The 21,395-nt window shown below is 40.8% G+C and carries 16 protein-coding genes; 4 read left to right on the top strand and 12 right to left on the bottom strand.

Annotated elements, in window-relative coordinates:
• Window positions 1-50: 50 nt before the first annotated feature.
• From ABT310_RS14245 to uvrA, 4 genes are all read right to left on the bottom strand, one after another.
• A complete protein-coding gene (locus ABT310_RS14245) occupies window positions 51-2,462 on the bottom strand; it encodes a thiamine pyrophosphate-dependent enzyme (RefSeq protein WP_375324557.1) in 2,412 nt (803 codons plus the stop codon).
• A 157-nt stretch (window positions 2,463-2,619) separates the two neighbouring features.
• Window positions 2,620-5,508 (bottom strand): metalloprotease, encoded by a 2,889-nt coding sequence (locus ABT310_RS14240; protein WP_375324556.1) that lies wholly within the window; start codon window positions 5,506-5,508, stop codon window positions 2,620-2,622.
• Entirely contained in the window at window positions 5,468-6,154 is a 687-nt protein-coding gene (locus tag ABT310_RS14235) for a TIGR00730 family Rossman fold protein (protein WP_375324555.1), read from the bottom strand. Before ABT310_RS14235 ends, ABT310_RS14240 begins: the two co-directional genes overlap by 41 nt.
• A gap of 17 nt (window positions 6,155-6,171) precedes the next feature.
• Window positions 6,172-9,033, bottom strand: coding sequence for an excinuclease ABC subunit UvrA (uvrA, locus tag ABT310_RS14230; RefSeq protein ID WP_375324554.1), 2,862 nt, complete (start codon window positions 9,031-9,033; stop codon window positions 6,172-6,174).
• A gap of 187 nt (window positions 9,034-9,220) precedes the next feature.
• Between uvrA and ABT310_RS14225 the strand changes: the two genes are divergently transcribed.
• Window positions 9,221-9,748, top strand: coding sequence for a hypothetical protein (locus ABT310_RS14225; protein ID WP_375324553.1), 528 nt, complete (start codon window positions 9,221-9,223; stop codon window positions 9,746-9,748).
• On the opposite strand, the gene ABT310_RS14220 is transcribed toward ABT310_RS14225, so the two are convergent.
• Window positions 9,749-10,525: a TIGR03915 family putative DNA repair protein gene (locus ABT310_RS14220; RefSeq protein ID WP_375324552.1), complete on the bottom strand. Its 777-nt coding sequence runs from the start codon at window positions 10,523-10,525 to the stop codon at window positions 9,749-9,751.
• Window positions 10,526-10,625: 100 nt separating this feature from the next.
• Window positions 10,626-11,888 (bottom strand): putative DNA modification/repair radical SAM protein, encoded by a 1,263-nt coding sequence (locus ABT310_RS14215; RefSeq protein ID WP_375324551.1) that lies wholly within the window; start codon window positions 11,886-11,888, stop codon window positions 10,626-10,628.
• 147 nt (window positions 11,889-12,035) lie between these two features.
• On the opposite strand from ABT310_RS14215, the gene ABT310_RS14210 reads away from it, so the two are divergent.
• Complete coding sequence (locus ABT310_RS14210) at window positions 12,036-12,791, top strand: XRE family transcriptional regulator (RefSeq protein ID WP_375326193.1); 756 nt, start codon at window positions 12,036-12,038, stop codon at window positions 12,789-12,791.
• 3 nt (window positions 12,792-12,794) lie between these two features.
• Here ABT310_RS14210 and ABT310_RS14205 read toward each other — a convergent pair whose 3' ends face one another.
• Genes ABT310_RS14205 through ABT310_RS14190 form a run of 4 tightly spaced genes read right to left on the bottom strand, consistent with a single transcriptional unit; the run spans window position 12,795 to window position 17,033 of the window.
• A complete protein-coding gene (locus tag ABT310_RS14205; RefSeq protein ID WP_375324550.1) occupies window positions 12,795-13,790 on the bottom strand; it encodes an SMP-30/gluconolactonase/LRE family protein in 996 nt (331 codons plus the stop codon).
• Window positions 13,791-13,838: 48 nt separating this feature from the next.
• Window positions 13,839-14,759 (bottom strand): RimK family alpha-L-glutamate ligase, encoded by a 921-nt coding sequence (locus ABT310_RS14200; RefSeq protein ID WP_375324549.1) that lies wholly within the window; start codon window positions 14,757-14,759, stop codon window positions 13,839-13,841.
• A gap of 10 nt (window positions 14,760-14,769) precedes the next feature.
• Window positions 14,770-16,452 carry a gamma-glutamyltransferase gene (ggt, locus tag ABT310_RS14195; RefSeq protein ID WP_375324548.1) on the bottom strand — a complete coding sequence of 561 codons (1,683 nt, stop codon included), beginning with the start codon at window positions 16,450-16,452 and terminating at the stop codon, window positions 14,770-14,772.
• On the bottom strand, window positions 16,440-17,033 hold the full coding sequence (locus ABT310_RS14190) for an ACP phosphodiesterase (protein WP_375324547.1): 594 nt from the start codon (window positions 17,031-17,033) through the stop codon (window positions 16,440-16,442). The genes ggt and ABT310_RS14190 overlap by 13 nt, the downstream gene beginning before the upstream one ends.
• Window positions 17,034-17,124: 91 nt before the next feature.
• Here ABT310_RS14190 and glmM point away from each other — a divergent pair, with 91 nt between their 5' ends.
• The gene (gene glmM, locus ABT310_RS14185; RefSeq protein ID WP_375324546.1) at window positions 17,125-18,513 is read left to right on the top strand and encodes a phosphoglucosamine mutase; all 1,389 of its coding nucleotides are present in this window, start codon (window positions 17,125-17,127) and stop codon (window positions 18,511-18,513) included.
• A gap of 8 nt (window positions 18,514-18,521) precedes the next feature.
• On the opposite strand, the gene ABT310_RS14180 is transcribed toward glmM, so the two are convergent.
• Window positions 18,522-19,424: a lysophospholipid acyltransferase family protein gene (locus ABT310_RS14180; RefSeq protein WP_375324545.1), complete on the bottom strand. Its 903-nt coding sequence runs from the start codon at window positions 19,422-19,424 to the stop codon at window positions 18,522-18,524.
• A 52-nt stretch (window positions 19,425-19,476) separates the two neighbouring features.
• Here ABT310_RS14180 and ABT310_RS14175 point away from each other — a divergent pair, with 52 nt between their 5' ends.
• Window positions 19,477-20,127 (top strand): rhomboid family intramembrane serine protease, encoded by a 651-nt coding sequence (locus ABT310_RS14175; RefSeq protein ID WP_375324544.1) that lies wholly within the window; start codon window positions 19,477-19,479, stop codon window positions 20,125-20,127.
• Window positions 20,128-20,181: 54 nt separating this feature from the next.
• Here the strand turns inward: ABT310_RS14175 and ABT310_RS14170 are convergent, their stop codons facing one another.
• Window positions 20,182-21,297, bottom strand: a complete 1,116-nt coding sequence (locus ABT310_RS14170) for a DUF4369 domain-containing protein (protein ID WP_375324543.1) — start codon at window positions 21,295-21,297, stop codon at window positions 20,182-20,184.
• Between the last annotated feature and the right edge of the window lie 98 nt (window positions 21,298-21,395).

Below are 21,395 nucleotides of genomic sequence, written 5' to 3'. Positions count from 1 at the left end.
ACGTAACAATATTCGACCAAAAGTTCACTAAAATTTGAATAGAAAGTAGGCTATCGAAGCGGCGGATACGATTTGGGATCAACTTCGTGCATAATTTCGTACACCTTTTCGAAAATATCCTCAGCATTGGGCTTGGAGAAATAATCCCCATCTGAAGCATAAGCGGGTCGGTGTGCTTTTGCGGTCAAGGTTTGGGGCGCACTATCTAAAAATTTATAACCACCTTGGTTTTCAACCACTTCTTGAAGCAAATAAGCGGAGCACCCTCCAGGTACATCTTCATCAATCACTAAAAGTCTATTGGTTTTTTGAAGACTTTTAACCACATCGTGGTCCAAATCGAAGGGCAATAAGGATTGTGCGTCGATAACCTCGGCATCAATACCAACCTCTAAAAGATCGTGAGCCACGCTCTCCACAATTCGTAGGGTAGAACCATAAGATAAAAGTGTAATATCGCTTCCTTCTTTCATGGTCTCTACTTTACCGATTGGGGTACAGAACTCACCCAAGTTGGATGGCATCTTTTCCTTCAAGCGATATCCGTTCAAGCTTTCTATGATCAAGGCAGGCTCATCACTTTTCATCAAAGTGTTGTAAAAACCTGCAGCTTGGGTCATGTTTCTTGGCGTTAAGATGTACATCCCACGAAGCAAGTGAATCAATCCACCCATAGGCGACCCTGAATGCCATATGCCTTCCAATCGGTGACCTCTGGTGCGGACAATCAATGGTGCTTTTTGCTTTCCAACTGTTCGGTACATTAAAGAAGCCAAATCATCGCTCAACGTTTGAATGGCGTAAAGGATATAATCCAAATACTGAATCTCGGCAATAGGGCGCAAGCCGCGTAAGGCCATACCGATTCCTTGTCCGATAATCGAAGTTTCACGAATCCCCGTATCAGCCACCCTTAGTTCACCATATTTTTTCTGAAGACCTTCCAGTCCTTGGTTTACATCACCAATATTACCAGTGTCTTCTCCAAAAATCAAGGCTTCCGGATAGGTGCTGAACAAAGTATCGAAATTATCGCGCAAAATCACCCTGCCATCTACTTCTTTTGCATTATCAGAATAGGATGGGGGGATAGCGGCAATATTAGTGGCTTTATTTGGTAATTCATTATATAAATGGGAACTGTAATGCGGTTCAGTTTCAGCCAAAAACGTATTTACCCATTGTTGTAATTGTAATTTTTCGGGCGTATCTTCTCCTAAAAGATATCGAAGCACTTTCCTGGATTTTGAGGCCAAATCCTTTTTTAAGGGTTCCTCAATGGCAATCAAATCGTTTTTAACCTTCAGAATAAAGGCGCGATTTGGACTTTTTGCCGCAACATTGTCCAGAAGTTGCACCAATTCTTTTTTAGCATCCAAATGAGGTTGAAGAAACTCGGACCATGCTTCTTTTTTGGCAGCACGAATCGTTTGTTTGATATCGCGCTCCATCTTTTTAAGCTCGTCTTCGGTACTGATACCGTTTTCAATGATCCACTCCCTGAACATTTTATTGCAATCATGTTCTTTTTCCCATTCCAAACGTTCGGCTGATTTGTAACGTTCGTGGGAACCTGATGTGGAGTGTCCTTGCGGCTGGGTGAGCTCCGTAACATGAATGATTACGGGAACATGGCCTTCACGTGCAATGTCTGAAGCATTTTCAAACGTATGGATTAGGGCCGTGTAGTCCCAGCCTTTCACTTTTAAGATTTCGAAGCCCTTGTTGTCCTCATCGCGTTGAAGTCCACTTAAAGCTTCCGAAATATCACCTTTGGTGGTGTGGTATTCCGATGGAACCGAAATACCGTATTCATCGTCCCAAATGCAGATGACCATAGGAATTTGCATGACACCGGCAGCATTAATGGCCTCAAAAAAGTGCCCTTCACTGGTGCTTGCGTTTCCGATGGTGCCCCAAGCCACTTCATTTCCATTTTTGGAGAAGTAGGTTTGGTCAATACCTTCTACATTTCTATAAATTTTGGAAGCTTGAGCCAATCCTACCAAACGGGGCATTTGCCCAGCAGTACAAGAAATGTCGGCACTACTGTTTTTTTGTTCGGTAAGATTTTTCCATGAACCGTCTTCATTCACACTATGTGTGACAAAATGACCACCCATTTGACGGCCAGCACTCATCGGTTCTTTTTCTAAATCTGTTGTAGCGTATAATCCGTGGAAGAATTCTTTAGGGTTGAGATAATCCAACGCCATCATAAAGGTTTGGTCGCGGTAATATCCACTTCTAAAATCCCCATTTTGAAAAGCACGTGCCATAGCAAGTTGTGGCAGCTCTTTTCCATCTCCAAATATCCCAAATTTTGCTTTTCCGGAAAGAACTTCCCTTCTACCCATTAAGCTGCATTCCCTACTGGTGACGGCAACTTTGTAATCTTCAATTATTTGCGATTTAAAATCATCAAAAGAAATGTCGTTACTCGTACTTGGGTTAGGTTTCATAAATCGTTCAGGATTTGCGCAAAAGTATTAAATTTCCTTCATAAAAGCAACATTGAAACAAGCTAAAAAATTAACATTTTATCAAAAAAATAGTAATTAAATTGATGAAAATGCAATGTTTTTGAGTAGGAAAGATAGTTTGTTGTCGATTCAATAATTAGAACCATTTACGGGTAAACAGCCCTATCAAGGTCCTTGGGCTTAAGGTGACAATGAAGCGGATTCGCTGCCCATAATTGTCTTGGCCAACTTCCCAACCTAGATTGGAATAAACAGGGAAATAGAGCTCAAAATAATCGGTTACCAAATTAAGTCGTACCCCAGAGTCGTATACAAAACGAGTGCTTTCGCCTTTGTTCTTAATAAAACCAAGGTCGCCATACGCTTCAATCCAGCGCCAGATATTGGTGCTCACATTGGTTGTGGCAATCCAATCATTGGCAAAAGGGTTGTCCAATTTAGATTTGAAACCACCTTCTGCGATAATGATCTGTTGACTGTACAGCCCAGAACTTTCCGATCTTCCCAAATAGTTAAGGTCGAACATATAATCTGTGGGTCTGTCCAACGCAAAACTAAAAAAGTTGGAGTCTGTATTGTTTCTTAAGAATTTACCGGCATACAATCGGATGTTCAATTGTCTGTTGCTTTGAAAGAGTTTTCGATACTCCATTTCAAAGGCCACTTTGGTGAAATCGCTTGAGTGCTGGGCATCCACAAACCAAGATGAATAGTTGAGTATGTTGTTGTCCACATCGGTGAATCGAGCATTCAATACTCCATAATCTGGGTCAGTATCAATTTGGTCTGCAATGTTCTCATCTACATTTCTGAATACGTTTCGGTACCTAAACATTAAATATTGCCTACGGTTGGATAACAGGTCTTCGGGGCGCCAAGAAAAACTTACGGCAGGAGTAAGGGTCGAGAACCTTGAGTTTTCCTGAAAGTGGGAGGTAGATGCCGAAATGGAATAGTTGGTCATGTACAATCCCGTTTTTTGATGGTATTTGCGGTACCTAAAATTTACTTTTCCCACAAAGGTATGTTCCAAAAAAGAATAGGCCGGTGCAATGTCATACAAAAAGTTGCGCTCCAAAAAGGTTTTGTTGTAAAAACGAAGCCCTGGCGTAACGCCATCATACAGGTTAAAGTTGACAATGGGCACATAAAATACCTGATTGTAATAAGGGTCTTCCGTATCCTTAAAAAATTGAAACTTGAGTCGTTTGTTGCTGGAAAAAAATCCGTTTAAGGTTTTCCAGTTGTCCCTTTGGTTGAACTCCGGTATTTTTTGGTCATAGTTCAATACCAAGCGTTCTTCGCCATTTCTTGGAATTGTAAATGTTTTGGTGGAATCGATTCCTGTGAACCAATATTGTGAAACCACCGTATCGTTTTGAAGTCCAAAAAGAGAAATGGGGACTTTGGTGCCTTGTTTGTTCTTCAACACAAAGGAAATGGAGTCCTCTGTTTTTTGAATGCTCTTAATCTTATAATCTATTTTGTCATCAGTGGCCACATATTCATCAAAAAACCAATCAACCTCCTTATCTGCATATTTTTCCAAAGTTTGTCTAAAATCTGCCGCAGTAACCAAAGGTTGTTGTTTGTGATTTTGATAAAAATCTAGAATGGTGCTGTCTACCTTTTTTTCGCCTAAATAAGCGGATAGGTAAGACATTCCTAGGCCGGCTTTAAAGCCATTGGCTATTTTTTCATTGAATTTTATCAAAGAATCATTAGGGGTAGTAAGGGCCTGGTCAATGTTTTTTCGCGCAGAAAGCATACTGAAAAGCGCATATTGCTCATTAAAATGCATTTGGGCAAAATGAAAGTTTTTCAGAAGCCAGAATTTGGAAAGTTTCCCTGTTAGTTTTTGATTGGGGTAAAATTCATCCACGTATTTAATCATCAAATAATACCCTATGGCATCGCTCACCCAACGTTCTTTTCTTGGGTCGAGATAAAGTGTTTCTTCAATATAATTGCGAATGGCAGTTTTTAAGAACTTCATTTCAAATTGAAACTGCTCTTCATACGGACGAATAAAAGAGGGCAGCTGACTAATACCGTAAAGTGGGGATTTATAGTAATCAAATTCACTCACCAAAAGGTTGCCATGCGGGTAGGTGCCTAAATTTTCATTTAAAAAATCTGCGATACGGCTAATGGAAATTCCTTGGGCAATTTCCCCGTATTTATTTGATTCAATATCGGTTGTTACAGTAAATGAGGTTGTAATGTGTTTGGTGAATCTGTTATCATAAGTGATGAGGATTTCACAGCTTTTTCTTTTATTGCCAATAAGTTGTACATGTTGTCCGCCATCATAGCGAGAAATAGGCGAAGTTCGGTAGTTAGTTGCTAAATGAAGCAGTTCAGGAAAAGTGAAATTGATTCGGGTTTCGGTGACTCCGGTGTAGAGGTCATCCAGATTTTTATTATCGTACAATTTCCAATCTCCATCAAAAACAGCTGGGGTGAGGTACCAATCTTTTAGATTGTACCCATTTTCCAAGGTGTGTCCGTAACCTGTAAATTTCGCTGTGGGAAGTTTTATTGTATAGGTCAAGAACAGTTGCACAGACTCACCAGGTTTCAGTACTTCATTCAAGGTGACCTTGATGATATCCCGATTTTCTACCCGTTCCCACTCAAGCCCCGAGTAGTTATTATCTACAATGGTCATTATGGTTGTTCTGCCCCGTTCACGTTCCTTGGCCAAATGAAGACCTCTATTAAACTCTTCGGCAAATCGTTTGGCCAGTGCGGTATTTTTGTTGGAATAGGCGTGGTTCCAATCGTTAAAATAAATTGTGCTCAACCCCTTATCCGAATCGTTCACATAGGTAAAGTTTTGTTTGATTCGAATTTGTTTGGTCTCACCATCCAAAGTGGCCACCATATCGTTTTTGTGCTGTCCCAAACTTGTTATGGGGAGCACCGCAACGAATAGCCAAAATAGCCTTTGGATGTTTTTGGGGTGAATCAATGGAGCAACTTTAAAAATTGGGACTGAGGGTACGTCCTTTATAAAAGGCATCAATGATTTCTACCACTTCGTCCTCTGTATCTACCAATTTGATTAAATCTAGGTCCTTTGGGCTAATGTTACCTTCTTCCACCAAGGTTTTTTTTATCCAATCCATAAGTCCTCCCCAAAATTTGGTGCCAACCAAAATAATAGGAAAAGTGTGTATTTTATGGGTTTGAATTAAGGTAAGTGCCTCAAAAAACTCATCCAAGGTTCCAAAACCTCCTGGCATTACCACAAAACCTTGGGAATATTTAACGAACATTACCTTGCGAACAAAAAAGTAGTCAAAATCCAAGCTTTTATCCTCATCAATATAAGGGTTGTCGTGCTGTTCAAAAGGGAGTTCAATGTTCAAACCTACCGAGGTTCCCCCGGCTAAATTTGCTCCACGGTTACCAGCCTCCATAATACCAGGGCCACCACCGGTAATAACACCATACCCAGCTTCTGATACTTTTTTAGCCACTTTTACCGCCAAATCGTAATACGGATGTCCCTCTCTAACCCTCGCTGAACCAAAGATTGAAACGCAGGGCCCTATGGCACTCATTTTTTCAAAACCGTTCACAAATTCGCCCATAATTTTAAAAATGGCCCACGAATCGTTTGTTTTGATTTCATTCCAACCCTTGGAATGTTTTTCATTTCGCATGTGCATAATTTAATATTTTAAACAGCCTTCGCTATATTTTGTTTTTTGTTGGCCAATTCTTTCTTTAAAAACTTGGCCGTATAACTTTTTTTGTCCTTCGCTACCTCTTCCGGTGTACCTTTGACAACCACTTTTCCGCCACCACGACCACCTTCGTAGCCAATATCAATAATATGGTCCACCATCTTTATTACGTCCAGATTGTGTTCTATCACCAAAATGGTATTGCCTTTGTCTACCAATTGGTTCAACACCTCCATAAGCACCCGAATGTCTTCAAAGTGCAGTCCTGTTGTAGGTTCGTCAAGGATGTAAAAGGTGTTTCCGGTATCGCGTTTGGATAGCTCAGTAGCGAGTTTCACCCTTTGTGCCTCACCCCCGGATAGGGTGGTGGATTGTTGCCCCAATGATATATAACCCAATCCTACATCTTTTATTGTTTTTAACTTCCTGTGGATTTTGGGAATGTTCTCAAAGAATTCGACCGCTTCATTGATGGTCATTTCCAATACATCGGCAATGGATTTGCCTTTGTAACGAATTTCCAAGGTTTCCCGGTTGAAACGTTTCCCATTACAGGTTTCACATTCTACGTACACATCGGGTAAAAAGTTCATTTCAATTACTTTTAGGCCCCCTCCTTGGCAAGTTTCACATCGTCCTCCTGCCACATTGAAGCTAAAGCGCCCTGGTTTATACCCACGGATGGTGGCTTCGGTAGTTTTTGCAAACAAGGAACGAATTTCACTAAAAACGCCCGTGTAAGTGGCTGGATTTGACCTTGGTGTGCGTCCAATAGGGGATTGGTTGATATCGATCACCTTATCAATATGTTCCAATCCGGTAATTTTTTTATAAGGCATCGGTTTTTTAACGCCATTAAAATAATGGGCGTTCATGATAGGGTAGAGGGTTTCATTGATCAATGTGGATTTACCACTTCCTGAAACACCAGTAACCCCAATCATTTTACCTAATGGTAATTCTACGGTTACATTTTTCAGATTATTTCCTGTACATCCAGAGAGTACAATTTTCTTTCCAGTTCCATCTCGTCTTTTCTCAGGGACAGGAATTTCCAATTCTCCCGTAATATATTGAGCTGTTAGGGTATGTTGATCAATGAGCTCCTTTGGCTTTCCTTGGGATATGATCTCGCCACCATGTTTTCCTGCTTTCGGACCGATATCGATAACATGATCTGCTTGTTCGATCATATCACGGTCATGCTCCACCACAATAACAGAATTTCCGATATCGCGAAGTGCTTCCAACGAATGAATCAACCGTTCGTTATCGCGCTGGTGTAGTCCAATACTGGGTTCATCCAAAATATAGAGTACGCCTACCAATTGCGAACCGATCTGGGTCGCCAATCGAATACGTTGCGCTTCACCGCCCGAAAGTGATTTGGAGCTTCGGTTGAGCGAGAGATAATCCAATCCCACATCCAACAAAAAGCCAACACGCGCTTTAATTTCTTTGATGATTTCTTCAGCTATCTTCTTTTGATTGCCCTCCAAGGTGTCCTCCAAATGTTGGAAAAAATTAGCGAGTTCGGCGATATCCAATTGTGCCAACTCAGCAATATTCTTACCATCTATTTTAAAATAGAGGGATTCTTTGCGCAATCGGGAACCTTCGCAGGTTGGACATTTTCCTTTGTCCATATAATCCTTTGCCCAGCGTTTTATGGAAGTGGAATTGGCTTCTTCGTATTGTGTTTTTATGAAATTGGAAATCCCTTCGTAATCGATTTTATATTGTCTTTTAACGCCCAATGTTTTGGAATTCACCTCAAAACTTTCATTGCCCCCGTTTAAAATGATGTCCATAGCTTCTGCTGGAATCTTCTCAATGGCATCCGAAAGGTCAAACTCATACCGCTGGGCAATGGTTTCCAATTGTTTAAAGGCCCACGACTTTTTGTATTCCCCTAAGGGTGCAATTCCGCCAGATTTAATGGAAATTTTCTTATTTGGAATTATTTTATGCTCATTTACTTGATAAATATGGCCAAGTCCACTACAATCAGGGCACATTCCTTTGGGCGAATTGAAGGAAAAGGTATTCGGTTCAGGGGTAGGATAGGAAATGCCCGAAGAGGGACACATCAAATCCCGACTGAAATAACGAGGTTCGGACTCACCTTCTTCCAACACCATCAGTACATTTTCTCCACTGTACATGGCGGTGTTGATGGTTTCACTCAATCTTTTATGAAAATCCTCGCTATCCCCAACCTTTAAACGGTCGATAACGATTTCAATATCGTGGGTTTTATAACGGTCGACCTTCATCCCTTTGGTGATGTCGGTAATCTCGCCATCAACGCGAACTTTTACAAAACCTTGCTTGGCTATCTGTTCAAAAAGCTCTCGGTAATGTCCTTTTCTGGATTTGATCACAGGGGCAAGTACATTGATTTTTTTGTCCTTGTAGGTTTCAATGATCAAATCTTTGATTTGTTCATCGCTGTAGCTCACCATTTTTTCGCCGGTATTGTAACTGTAGGCATCCCCAGCACGCGCAAAAAGCAAGCGCAAAAAGTCATAAACTTCTGTAATCGTTCCAACAGTTGACCGTGGCGATTTGGATGTGGTTTTTTGCTCTATGGCAATAACTGGGGAGAGTCCGTCAATTTTATCCACATCGGGACGCTCTAATCCGCCCAAAAATTGCCTGGCGTAGGCCGAAAAGGTTTCAATATACCTCCGTTGTCCCTCGGCATAAATAGTATCGAACGCCAAAGAGGATTTTCCACTGCCCGAAAGACCGGTAATGACCACCAGCTTTTCACGGGGAATGGTAACGTCTATATTTTTTAGATTATGGACCCTGGCGCCCTTAACCTCAATATGTTCTTCGTAATTGATCATAAATCATAGCAAACCTCAAAAATAGCGATTTGGGATGTAAAAAGGAAGTGACCTTTAGTTTCGTTTTTGTGATTTGTTGGTTTATTTTTACACTGGTTGTTGTCACCTCGAGCGCAGTAGAGAGGTGCTTTATTTTATACTGTCGGGTCTCAACTGTGCTCGACCGGACAGATGAAAAGAATTTAAAATGAAATTATTAGGTATTGGCTCCAGAATAGACCACCCAGAATATGGAAAAGGCGTGGTAACCAACGTATCAAGCAAGCATTATTGGGTAACCTTTTTGGAAAATGGTTTGGAGACAATTGATTTGGATGCTGAGTTTGAAGTAATCGAGGGAGTATCGGATGAAGTGGACAGTGTTAGTTTTTTTGATGTAGAGCGTTCCCTGGTGAAAATATTGGAAAAATGGAGCGATACACACGAAAAAGTGGCCATGGCCGATAAATGGAGGGGTGGAAAATTGATTTTGGAACCTGGCGACACTACGGCAAACAAAGAAATGCCCATTGATACGTTCTTCCATAAGATTGTGATGGTACGCGATAGGATTCGTGTGATGGAACAAAAAATCAACAGTAGTAAAAATTTGGACGACCAAGAAAAAGTGGACCTACAGCAATATATCACTCGAATCTATGGCAGCTTGACCAGTTTTAATGTGCTGTTCAAGACCAAGAGTGACCATTTTGTGGGGGAGAAGAGTAAGGGGTGATTATACCGCCTCTTTCTTCTCACTTAAATACTTCCAATAGCGTTTCGGTACATGTTGCGTATGTAATTTAGGGTTGATGCGCGAGGCAATATTGCTGCTTTTAAAATAATCGTTCCAAAGGGCTTGGTATTGGTATTCCTCCTCTGTGAAGGCATTGCTTTTCATCGTTTTGTTGTGGTGGATGTCCTTTAAGTTCAGGGATACCATCTCCACATGATCCAAATCGTAAAAGATGCCATATTTACGCTTAACGTCATAAATCAACCATTTTTGGTCCGCATAGCGGTCTCTAAAATGTTTTGAGATTAAAGGAAGTACATCAAAATCGGGTTCTATGTTGGCAAAGTAGATGTTGTCCTTGGTCAATTGGAATCGAACAAAAGCTTCCATTCGGTGTTTTTCACGCCCAACTTTTCTGGCCAATTGCGCAATGTAAAGGACAGTAGGGTCGGAATAGTCCAAATACTTACCACTTTTGGTGCGCATTAATTTTTGAATGTAGGTGAAGAGCATCATTTCTACACCTTCGGATTCGCTCAAAAATGCAAAGTAGACGTTGGAAATGGCGTTATGGCTCTTGTTGCGGATGCCATTCCAAACTCTTTTTGCCTTTTCAATATTAGTGAAAATGGTTTCGGTATCGGAAAACAATCCGTTTTGGGATTGATTGTTTCTTTGAATGTCGGACACATTGATTTTTTCATCAAAGGCGACAAAAACGGCGGTCAAGAATCCATTGAAACTACCGTCGTAGACTAAAGTTGTTGAAGCATTCATGATGTTTGCTTTTTAATTTCTATAAAGTCATCTCGACGGGGTTTACGACAGAGAAATCGAGATTTCTCACATGTGTTCGAAATGACAAAATTGTAAATCATTAATTGAACAATGACAATTGTGTACTGTATTGATTCCTGAATTTTCCAGAGGAATTTTGAAGAATCATACCTTTGATACTCTCCGCGTCCAAATCGCGACGTTCCCAATGGCGGGAATCGCATACCATAAAATATTGGGCACGGTTGAGGGCCACTCCAATCTTTTTGAGATGGTCCCAGTTCAATTTTCTAAACCTTCTGGCCTTAACTATTTTATCCACCGACCGCATTCCAATGCCCGGAATCCGTGCCAAAAGTAGTTTGTCGGCCATATTCACATCCACAGGAAAATGATGCAGGTTCCGTAGGGCCCACGAGAGCTTTGGGTCTACATCCATATCCAAATTGGGCTGTTGGTTGTTCAATAACTCACCAATGGAAAACCCATAGAAACGCAACAGCCAATCGGTTTGATACAATCTATTTTCACGCAACATGGGCACTTGTGAGCCAATTGCCGGTAGTCTTGAATCGTGGGTTACAGGCACGTATCCTGAATAGTAAACGCGTTTCATGTTGTAGGTTTTGTAATAATAGGTCGCGGAATACATAATATCCTTATCCGATTCTCCAGAAGCACCAACAATCATTTGTGTACTTTGGCCCGCTGGTGCGTATTTTGGGGTGTTTTTAATGATTTTCCGTTCAGATTGGTATCGCACAATTTCATTTTTCACCTTTTTCATAGGTTTGGTGAAGTCTTCATGCTTTTTCTCTGGCGCCAACAATTTTAAACCAGATATGGTAGGTACTTCAATATTCACTGAAAGTCGGTCGGCATACAATCCTGCTTCGTACATTAATTCATCAGATGCTCCTGGAATGGATTTTAAATGGATGTAGCCGTTGAAATTTTCTTCCTCGCGCAATTTTTTGGCAACGGCCACCAAACGCTCCATGGTATGGTCAGGACTTTTAAAAATACCAGAACTTAAAAAAAGCCCTTCGATATAATTTCTTCGGTAAAAATTGATGGTAAGGTCAACCACTTCTTGCACCTTGAAGGCCGCTCTTGGAACATCGTTACTTTTTCTGGTCACACAATAAGCACAATCAAAAATACAATGGTTGGTCAGCAAGATTTTCAACAACGATACACACCGACCATCCGCGGTGTAGCTATGGCAAATACCCATTTTGGAGGAATTGCCCAGGCCTTTGGTTTTGTTGGTTCGGTTACTGCCGCTGCTGGCACAGGAGACATCGTACTTGGCGGCATCGGCCAATATGTTCAGTTTTTCACGTATCCTATCAAAATTCATAACTTGGAAATAATCCATTCAAAAATATGGAAATATTCCAATTAATGGAAATAATCCATAATTATTTTTGGAAATAATCCAAAACCACTATATTTGAGAATGGATAGTCATCAAGGCAGAGTTCGAAATGACATTATCAACATGAAGATGGAAAATGAAATAACCCTAAAACGATTTACCGACCTCCGCAGGGAACTAGGTTACACGCAAACCGAATTTGCCAACTTGTTGGGCGTGAAGAATACTACTGCTGATATTGAGCGGGGTAGGACCAAGCTTTCTGGAAAAGTTGTCGCCGAACTTTTAAAACACTTTAAGATAAACCCCTTATGGTTGTTTGGTGAAAGTGACCAGAAACATTTGGATACCTCCAAAACCAGTGTGATTCCAAAAGTGGTTACGGTAGATAATTCAGATAATGATAACATGGTGATGGTGAATGCCAAAGCTGCTGCAGGGTATCCACAAAACATTGCAGATACTAGTTGGTACCAACAGCTGCCAGCTTTTGACATGCCCATTCCAGAATTTCGAAATGCTACTTATCGTGGATTTCAAGTGGAAGGGGACAGTATGCTACCCAATTTAAGGCCCAATGATTGGGTTTTGGCTCGAGCCATTGAGCATATTGACCATGTAAGTGCGAACAAAATGTATGTCGTGGTGCTACAAGATTCCGTAATGGTGAAGAAAATTGAGCGCAAACCCAATTCCAACAATATTACATTGGTTTCATTGAATGAAACCTATCCACCTTATGAAATCAAGCCGTTTCAAATTCAAGAGATTTGGGAGGTGAGCAGTAAATTGACTTTTAATGTGGATGCCACTACTGAAACAGGATTGCTAAAGCAATTGCAGCAATCCATGGATGAGTTGAAAAAGCAAATTGCAGGACAATAGCGTTTAAAAACCGACTCCTTTTGTTTTGGTTTGAATCCGCATTAAGTATTTGTGTGCCGTCATATAAAGTACGGAGCCATCATTACCCCAAGCACAATTGGCAGTAAGTTGTCCGGTTTCAATCCTGCCCAATAATTTGCCTTTTGAACTAATGACCAATACACCGCTGGGCCCGGTGGAGAAAATAGTTCCGTCTTTGGTCACTTTTAAGCCATCTGGTGAACCAATAAAACCTTCTTTCTGTAATTCAGAAGCATCAAAAAAGATGCGACCATTATTCAATGTACCATCATTTTGAATTTGGTAGGCCATAATATAAGGTGCCTTAAAATCGGATTGGTTTACGTAAAGTGTTTTCTCATCTGGAGATAAGGCTACACCATTGGGCCGGGATAAATTGTCAACGACCATCGTCACTTTTCCGTCTGGGTCAATTTTAAAAACACCAAACTCCTCCATTTCCCGCGATTCTGAATCTTGTTGTTCAGGAAGGCCGTAGGGGGGATCAGTGAAATAATACGTACCGTTTGAGGCTTGGACAATATCGTTGGGACTATTGAATCGTTTTCCGTTCCAGGTGTCAGCAAGGGTAAATTTCCCGCCTTTTGTTAAAGGCATTTTCGAAATTCTACGGTCGCCATGTTCACAAGCCACCAACTCTCCATTGTTGTTTAGAATCAACCCATTACTTCCAGGTTCATTGCTATAGGGCAATAAACCAGTATAACCAGAAGGTTTTAAAAAGGCTGAAACCCCTTCACCGTTTTTCCATTTAAATATGGTATTTTGAGGTACATCTGAAAATAAAAGAAATCCACCTTCCTTCACCCAAACGGGGCCTTCCGACCATATAAAACCATCCGCAAGCACTTCGATTTTGGCATCTTTATCCACATAATCATAAAATGCATCGTCCAATGCCACTAGGTTTCCGGTGGTTTTTTGCTGACCAAAACCACTTAAGGCAATACTAAATAGAAGAAGAGTTAATTTTTTCATTTTGAAATATTTATATAAATATAAAAATATCTATCATTCCGATAGGTCTTATTGAAATTGGTAAGTAGCAACAATCCCTTTCGCTAAGATATCGGCGGCCATAGGATTTAATCGGAACCATAATTCTGGTTCAAAAATTTCCAGTTCCGCCAAGGCCCAATGTCCATTATTATCCTTAAAAATATCCACTCGGGCATAAACAGGCAATTCAGGTGCTGCGTGAACCACTTTTTTTGCAAAAGTGATTTGTTCTTCATTGGGTTTATAATCGTGAACCGTTCCGCCAAAATCATCTTGGACCCTAAAATCGCCTGGTTTGGCAATTTTCAACACGGCATGGGTAAACTCACCATTAAAAAGCATCATGGAGATTTCCCCTTCTGAAACAATATAATGCTGAAATTCTTGAAGCATCATCGCTTCTTCTTTTACCAAAGCTTCAAAAATAGCTTCGTGTTTGGATATATCATTGCTGCTGATTTTGTAGGTGTGCCTTGCCGCTCCAGAAACACAAGGCTTTACAATGAAGATGTCTGTTGTGAACCCATGTCCAGATTTTGCATTTTCAATAGCATCAACGAGACTTGAGCCACTACCTTTTTCAATAAAAACTGTCTTGGGAATTGTTACCCCCGCTTTTGATAAATCTAGTAAATAGTGCTTATCAATATTCCAGTAAATCAGCTCTTTGGAGTTGATAAATTGGGTTTGTTTTGAAGCTTTTTCCAACCATTCGGAAAATTCCTTAAAGCGGTCAAAATAGTCCCAAGTGGTTCGGAACAAGGCATATTTAGTGGTCGACCAATCAAAATCGGGGTCGTCCCAAGATTTGCGAACAACATTTAACCCTTGATTTTTTAATGCATCCAAAACCAATTGGTCCTCTTGAAGCACATTTTGAATGTAGGGTGTACTTTTTTGTGGGGACACGTAGCGATGGTCCGTCAAAACAACAACGTCAAAATTCATTTGTCATTAATTAAAATCCAACTGCTGTATCGTCACCACGTTTGTCCGCACCACCTTCCAGTTTGCCATTGGGCAATACACGAATGGCATCAACTTTTCCGATAATGGGAGTGCGCTCTTCATTGATAATGTACCCTTTGGATTTAAGCTCTTCTTTCAATGCTTCAGAGAAACCGTCTGGCTCAAATACGACCATATCGGGCAACCATTGGTGGTGGAACCTCGGCGCATTAACAGCTTCTTGCATGCTCAAGTTGAACTCGTACACATTTAAAATAGTTTGTGCAACGGCTGTAATAATAGTAGACCCACCCGGAGTTCCTACCACCATATAAAGCTCACCGTCTTTTTCTACAATGGTTGGGGTCATGCTGCTCAACATACGTTTTTCTGGTTCTATACTGTTGGCTTCGGCACCTATAAGCCCAAACATATTGGGCACACCGGGTTTGGAGCTGAAATCGTCCATTTCGTTGTTTAAAAAGATGCCCAATTCTTCACAGAATAGTTTGGAACCATATCCACCATTAAGGGTAGAGGTTACCGAAACTGCATTGCCTTCACTGTCCACAATGGAAAAGTGGGTAGTTTGGTCACTTTCAATAATCTCAACTTCTCCGTGGCTTACCTCTGAGGATAAGGTGGCCTTATCAAATGAAAAATTGCTCATTCTATCTTGAATGTAATCATCGCTCAAAATCATTTCGTAAGGAATATCCACGAAATCGGGGTCGCCTAAAAAGAAATTTCTGTCCGCATAGGCTCTTCGAGATGCTTCGGTGAATAATTGAATGGTTTTGGCCGAGTTGTGTCCAAATTTAGAGACGTTGTAGGGCTCCATCATTTTAAAAATCTGGTTGATGGTCACCCCACCACTGCTTGGTGGACTCATGGAAATCACTTTGATGTCCTTATAATTGAAAACGATAGGGTCTCTCCAAACGGCTTCGTATTTTTCCAAATCTTCTTCAGTGATCAAACCACCTTTTTCTTGAACAAAAGCAGCCAATTTTTGGGCCACTTCGCCTTTGTAAAACCCATCGCGGCCTTGCTCCATAATTTTTTGAAGCGTTTTCGCATAATTGGGATATTTTATAGTGTCGCCAGCTTTGAATGGTGTGGCGAATTTGGTGCTGTCCCCGTTCGCCTCAATAAATCGTTCACGAGTACGCTCCAAACGGCCAGCTTGTTTTTCGGTCACCACAACACCTTTGTTGGCGAGTTCAATAATGGGTTCAATTATATCCTTTAATGGAAGTTTTCCAAACTTTTTGTGGACCTCCAAAACCCCTGCAACAGTTCCGGGAACCCCCACGGCAGTTCCACCAGAGGTGCTCAAACCTGGGATTACATTGCCCAGGGAATCCAAATACATGTCTTTATGGGCCGCTAGAGGTGCTTTTTCACGGTAATCGATTCCTCCAATTTCACCATTGTTTTTTCGGTAGACCATGAATCCGCCACCACCAACACTTCCTGCGAAGGGATATGCTACCACCAAGGTCAATTCTGTGGCGACCATGGCATCAAAGGCATTTCCTCCTTTTTTCATGATGTCAACAGCCAATTGCGATGCTTCTTGGCGTGCGGAAACCACCATGGCTTTTTCGGCAACCAATCCCGTAGGTTCGGCTGGCTGTTGTTTACAATTGATAAATAAGATAAGGGGTAGCAGCAATATTAGTCTTCGCATAGAGAAATAAATTTTTGGTTGGAAAAGGTAATTAATTCTTTAAAAAATAAAGTGAATTCATTTTCGAAATCTGTATAGTGTTCTTCAAGGTCCAAAATGGCAAAATTCATTCTGGATTTATTTTTGGTTCTTCGGTTCATTCCATTAAGTACACGTTCAATCCCTGCTAAATTGGCATAATTGAGCAGCCAATTGTCTGCCATCATATAGGGCATCATTCGTTTGGTGGCCATGGGGAGAATTTCATAATTGTCCTCCAACAAACCATAAAAATCCTCAACATATATATCTAGTGGTGTATCGCTGTAATCACTCCAGTTTTTGGCCAGGAAATGATCGTAATAAATATCCACGATTACGCGGCTGTAATGGCTGTAGTTTTTGTGTAAACGACGGCTACTTTTTCTCACGGTTGGATGGGCATCGGTAAAGGTGTCGATTTCACGATGCAACAAAATCCCTTTTTGAATTCTTTCTGGTAAGTGCTTGTACTTGTTGCCACGGATATGGTCGGCAAAGAAATTTCCCAAAGTAATTTCCTTATCATCAAAAGAAAGATAGATATGCGCTAAGAAGTTCATCGGGGCAAATTCCTTTTCTGACGAAATTTACAAATTCAAAACATGGAATCGATTATGCCCGTTTATATTTGCAAAAACTTTTTCAACAATTATGACACTTATCAAATCTATTTCTGGAATACGAGGAACCATAGGAGGGAAGACCAACGATAACTTAACACCATTGGATGCGGTTAAATTTGCAGCCGCCTATGGAACTTGGTTAAAGGACTATTCCAAAAAAGAAAATTTGAAGGTGGTAATTGGACGCGATGCCCGTTTGTCTGGTGAAATGATTCAGAATTTGGTGGTTTCCACTTTAGTAGGATTGGGCATTGATGTGATTGATTTGGGTTTGTCCACCACGCCGACCGTGGAAATCGCAGTTCCTTTAGAAAAAGCGGATGGCGGTATTATTTTGACCGCTAGTCACAATCCAAAACAATGGAATGCCCTTAAATTATTGAATGAAAAAGGTGAGTTTTTGGACGCTGAACAAGGTGCAAAGATTTTAACATTGGCAGAAAAAGAGGATTTTGAATTTGCCGAGGTGGATGATTTGGGTGAGATCATTAAAAATGATGCCTACATCGATATCCATATTGATGAAGTATTGGAATTGCCTTTGGTGGATGCCGATACCATTAAAAAAGCAGGTTTTAAAGTGGTTGTTGATGGAGTGAACTCCACAGGAGGTATCGCCATTCCGAAGTTGTTGGAAGAATTGGGTGTTGAAGTAGTGAAATTGTATTGCAACCCAACCGGGCACTTCCCACATAATCCAGAGCCTTTAAAGGAACATTTGGGAGATATCTGTGAGAAAGTTGTGGAAGAACAAGCCGATTTTGGTATTGTGGTCGACCCCGATGTAGATCGTTTGGCATTTATCAGCAACGATGGGCAAATGTTCGGGGAAGAATACACATTGGTGGCCTGTGCCGATTATGTGTTGGGCAAAACCAAAGGAAATACGGTTTCCAACCTTTCATCTTCAAGAGCATTGCGCGATGTGACCGAAAAACATGGAGGTACTTACGAAGCTGCGGCGGTGGGTGAAGTAAATGTGGTCACCAAAATGAAAGCGAACAATGCCATTATTGGTGGAGAGGGTAATGGAGGCATAATTTATCCGGAAAGCCATTATGGTCGTGATGCCTTGGTAGGAACCGCTTTGTTTTTGATGTTAATGGCGGAACGTGGCGGAACTGTTGCTGAATTGCGTGCCAGCTATCCAAGCTATTTTATGAGCAAGAAGAAAATAGAGTTGACTCCTGATTTGGATGTGGACGCCCTTTTAGAGGCTATGCACAACAAATACAAAGATGAGGAAGTGTCTACCATTGATGGGGTAAAGATTGATTTCTCAGAAAACTGGGTCCACTTAAGAAAGTCGAACACTGAGCCTATAATCCGAATTTATACCGAAGCGAAGTCCCAAGAAGAAGCTGATGGTTTGGCTGACCGAATTATTTCAGAAATAAAAGAGGTGGCTGGAATTTAATTTAGGAATTAAGAAGCCTTTTTTTGAAATTTTTCAGGTGCTTTATCTTTGTGTTTCCAGCGTTTGTGGGTCCAGAAATAATATTCGGGCGCCTCACGTATAGCCTTTTCTGTTTCTTTCATAAATGCTTCTGAAATTTCATAATTTGCTACTTCACTTGGCTTTTCCGCTAAAATACTAAAGGTGGCCCGATAGTACCCTCGCCCAACTTTTTTCACATTTAAATAAACCGGAATGAGCCCATGCGCTTTGCAGAGTTCTTCTGCCCCAACATGTATAGGCACCATTACTCCCATAAATTCGGCCCAATGCCTGGCTCTTTGCAACATGGGCGATTGATCACTCACGATTCCAACGGTTATCAAATCATTGGCTTCTTTTGCAGCTGCAATAATTTTTCGGCTTTCGTAGGTCTTGATCAATGTGGTGCCATATTTACTTCGGATGTTGCGCACCAATCGATCAAAATATTTATTCTGTATAGGTTGATAAATTGCATATCCTCTGGATTTAACCATGGAATTTAATGAAAACACCCACTCCCAACTGGCATAGTGCGGCATCATTATCATAACATTTTTCCCATCACCTTCCAGCTGCTGCATTAGTTCAACATTTGTAAAAGCATATCTTTCATGCATTTGTTTATTGGTGATCCCCAAGGTCTTTATCATCTCAAGGAACATATCGCAGAAATGTTTGTAGAATTTTTTCTCGATAATTAATCGTTCTTCTTCTGATTTCTCTGGAAAAGCTAGGGCTAGGTTGTTGCGTACCACTTTTTTACGGTACCCAATCAGATTATAGAGGAGTATGTAAACTCCATCAGAAATAAAATAAAGGATTTTAAAGGGTAGTCTGGACATCAACCAGAGCAAAGGATAAACAAGGATATAAACTACTAGCTGCATAGGTGTTTCTTGTGTGCAAATATAGCTATATTTGAACCCAAAGCCTTATTACATGCTCAATTTACACATCGCTACCATTGTGATCATGGCGGCAAATGTTTTGGTTTCCCTTCGTGGATTTAGTGACACCACTTTTTTTGATAGATATAAGTTTAGTATAGGTGGAATTCAAGCAGGCCAGAAGGAACGTATGGCGACCTCGGGATTTTTGCATGTGGATATTTCCCATTTGTTCCTGAACATGTTCACCCTGTACTTCTTTGCTCCCGTGGTGATTGGGTGGTTTGGTTCAGTTAAATTTCTGATAATTTACTTTGTGAGTTTGTTGGGGGGAAGTCTGTTGGCCCTCTTTTTCCATAAGAATGAACCCTTTTATAGTGCAGTGGGGGCCAGTGGTGCGGTTATGGGAGTTTTGTATGCCGCTATATTGTTGAATCCTGATATGCAATTGGGCATTATGTTTATTCCGATTCCACTACCAGCTTATGTTTTGGGGATTGCTTATTTATTGTATTCCATTTATGGAATGAAGAGTCGAGCGGGAAATATAGGCCATACCGCCCATTTTGGTGGGGCAGTGGGAGGGTATTTGACCACTTTACTTTTTAAACCCGAACTTTTTGTGACGGATACCTTGATCGTGATTTTGTTGGCCATTCCCATCATTATTCTTTTTGTATTGGAAAAAATGGGAAAACTCTAAAATAAAAAAGGCCCGGATAATCCGAGCCCATTACTGTTTTATGGAAACTGAAAATTAATTCAGTACTTCAGCTACTTTTTGTTCCAAAGCAGGTCCTCTTAAATCTTTGGCGACAATTACACCGTTCTGATCGATTAAAAAAGCTGCCGGAATAGCATTGATGCTGTACATTCTAGCAATCGGGTCTTGAAAACGTTGCAAATTGGAAATGTGGTTCCAAGCTAAACCATCCGATTCAATGGCTTGTTGCCAAGCCTCGGCTTGTGTATCCAAAGAAACACCAAGAACATCAAAACCTTTGTCTTTGTATTTGTTGTAAACGGAAACAATGTTTGGGTTTTCCATTCGGCAAGGTTTGCACCATGCAGCCCAAAAATCCACCAAGGTCAGTTTTGAATTGCTGGTAACATCGTTTAAAGCCAACACGTCACCAGATGGAGTAGGCGCTGAGAAATTTGGAGCTACGGCACCGATTTCAGTAGATTTTAATGCGTCTAAGGCCTCACCAACTTTTACTCCAATTTCTGTTGCTTTCATTTCAGGGGTCAAACTATCGTACATAGCTTGGATTTCTTCAACAGGAAGACTTTTGGTCTCTAAAAAATTACCGACGATCATCACAGAAATCAATGCATTGGGATGTTCTTTGGCATAATCCAAATTGAAGTTTTTGGCGCTTTCCTGTAAATCGATAAACTCTTCACGTAGCGCAGTTACTTGAGCTGTATCCCTTTGTTGGGCGGCCATACGCATGTCGTTTTGAATGTTTCTCACCATTTCGGACATGGTTCTGGACTCTTCCAAGAAAGCCATGAACATTTCATTCTGTTCGGTACCTTTTAGTTTGGCGTACGCAATACTATCTTTTTGGAACGACACCTCGATATCGGCGTTTTCCACAATTACCGGAACATTGCCACGGGCCTGATCAATAAAAATGTAATGCATTTTTGGTTCGGCTTGATTTCCACTAAAGGCAAAAAGTCCATTTTCAACAGTGGTCGTATCAACATCAATAAGCTGGTTCAGGGAATCCGTGGTTTTTAAGTACAGCGTGGTACCATTTTCGGGTTCTCCTGATATGGAACCGCTGACAGTGAAACCTTTTGGTTCTGAGCTACATGAAGCTAAGAAAAGTATACTGGCAGTTAGGGTATATAATTTTTTCATTTTAAAACATTTAAGTTGCTAAGGTATTCAATCCATATGGCATAAAAAAACCCCTGACTTTTTATAAGCCAAGGGTTAACTTTTTCTTTAGAAACAGT

This window comes from Flagellimonas cixiensis (assembly GCF_042134615.1).
In the GTDB taxonomy this organism is placed as follows: Bacteria; Bacteroidota; Bacteroidia; order Flavobacteriales; family Flavobacteriaceae; genus Flagellimonas; species Flagellimonas cixiensis.
The sequence above is the reverse complement of the archived record's forward strand: the minus strand, read 5'-3'. Positions and strand labels throughout refer to the sequence as shown.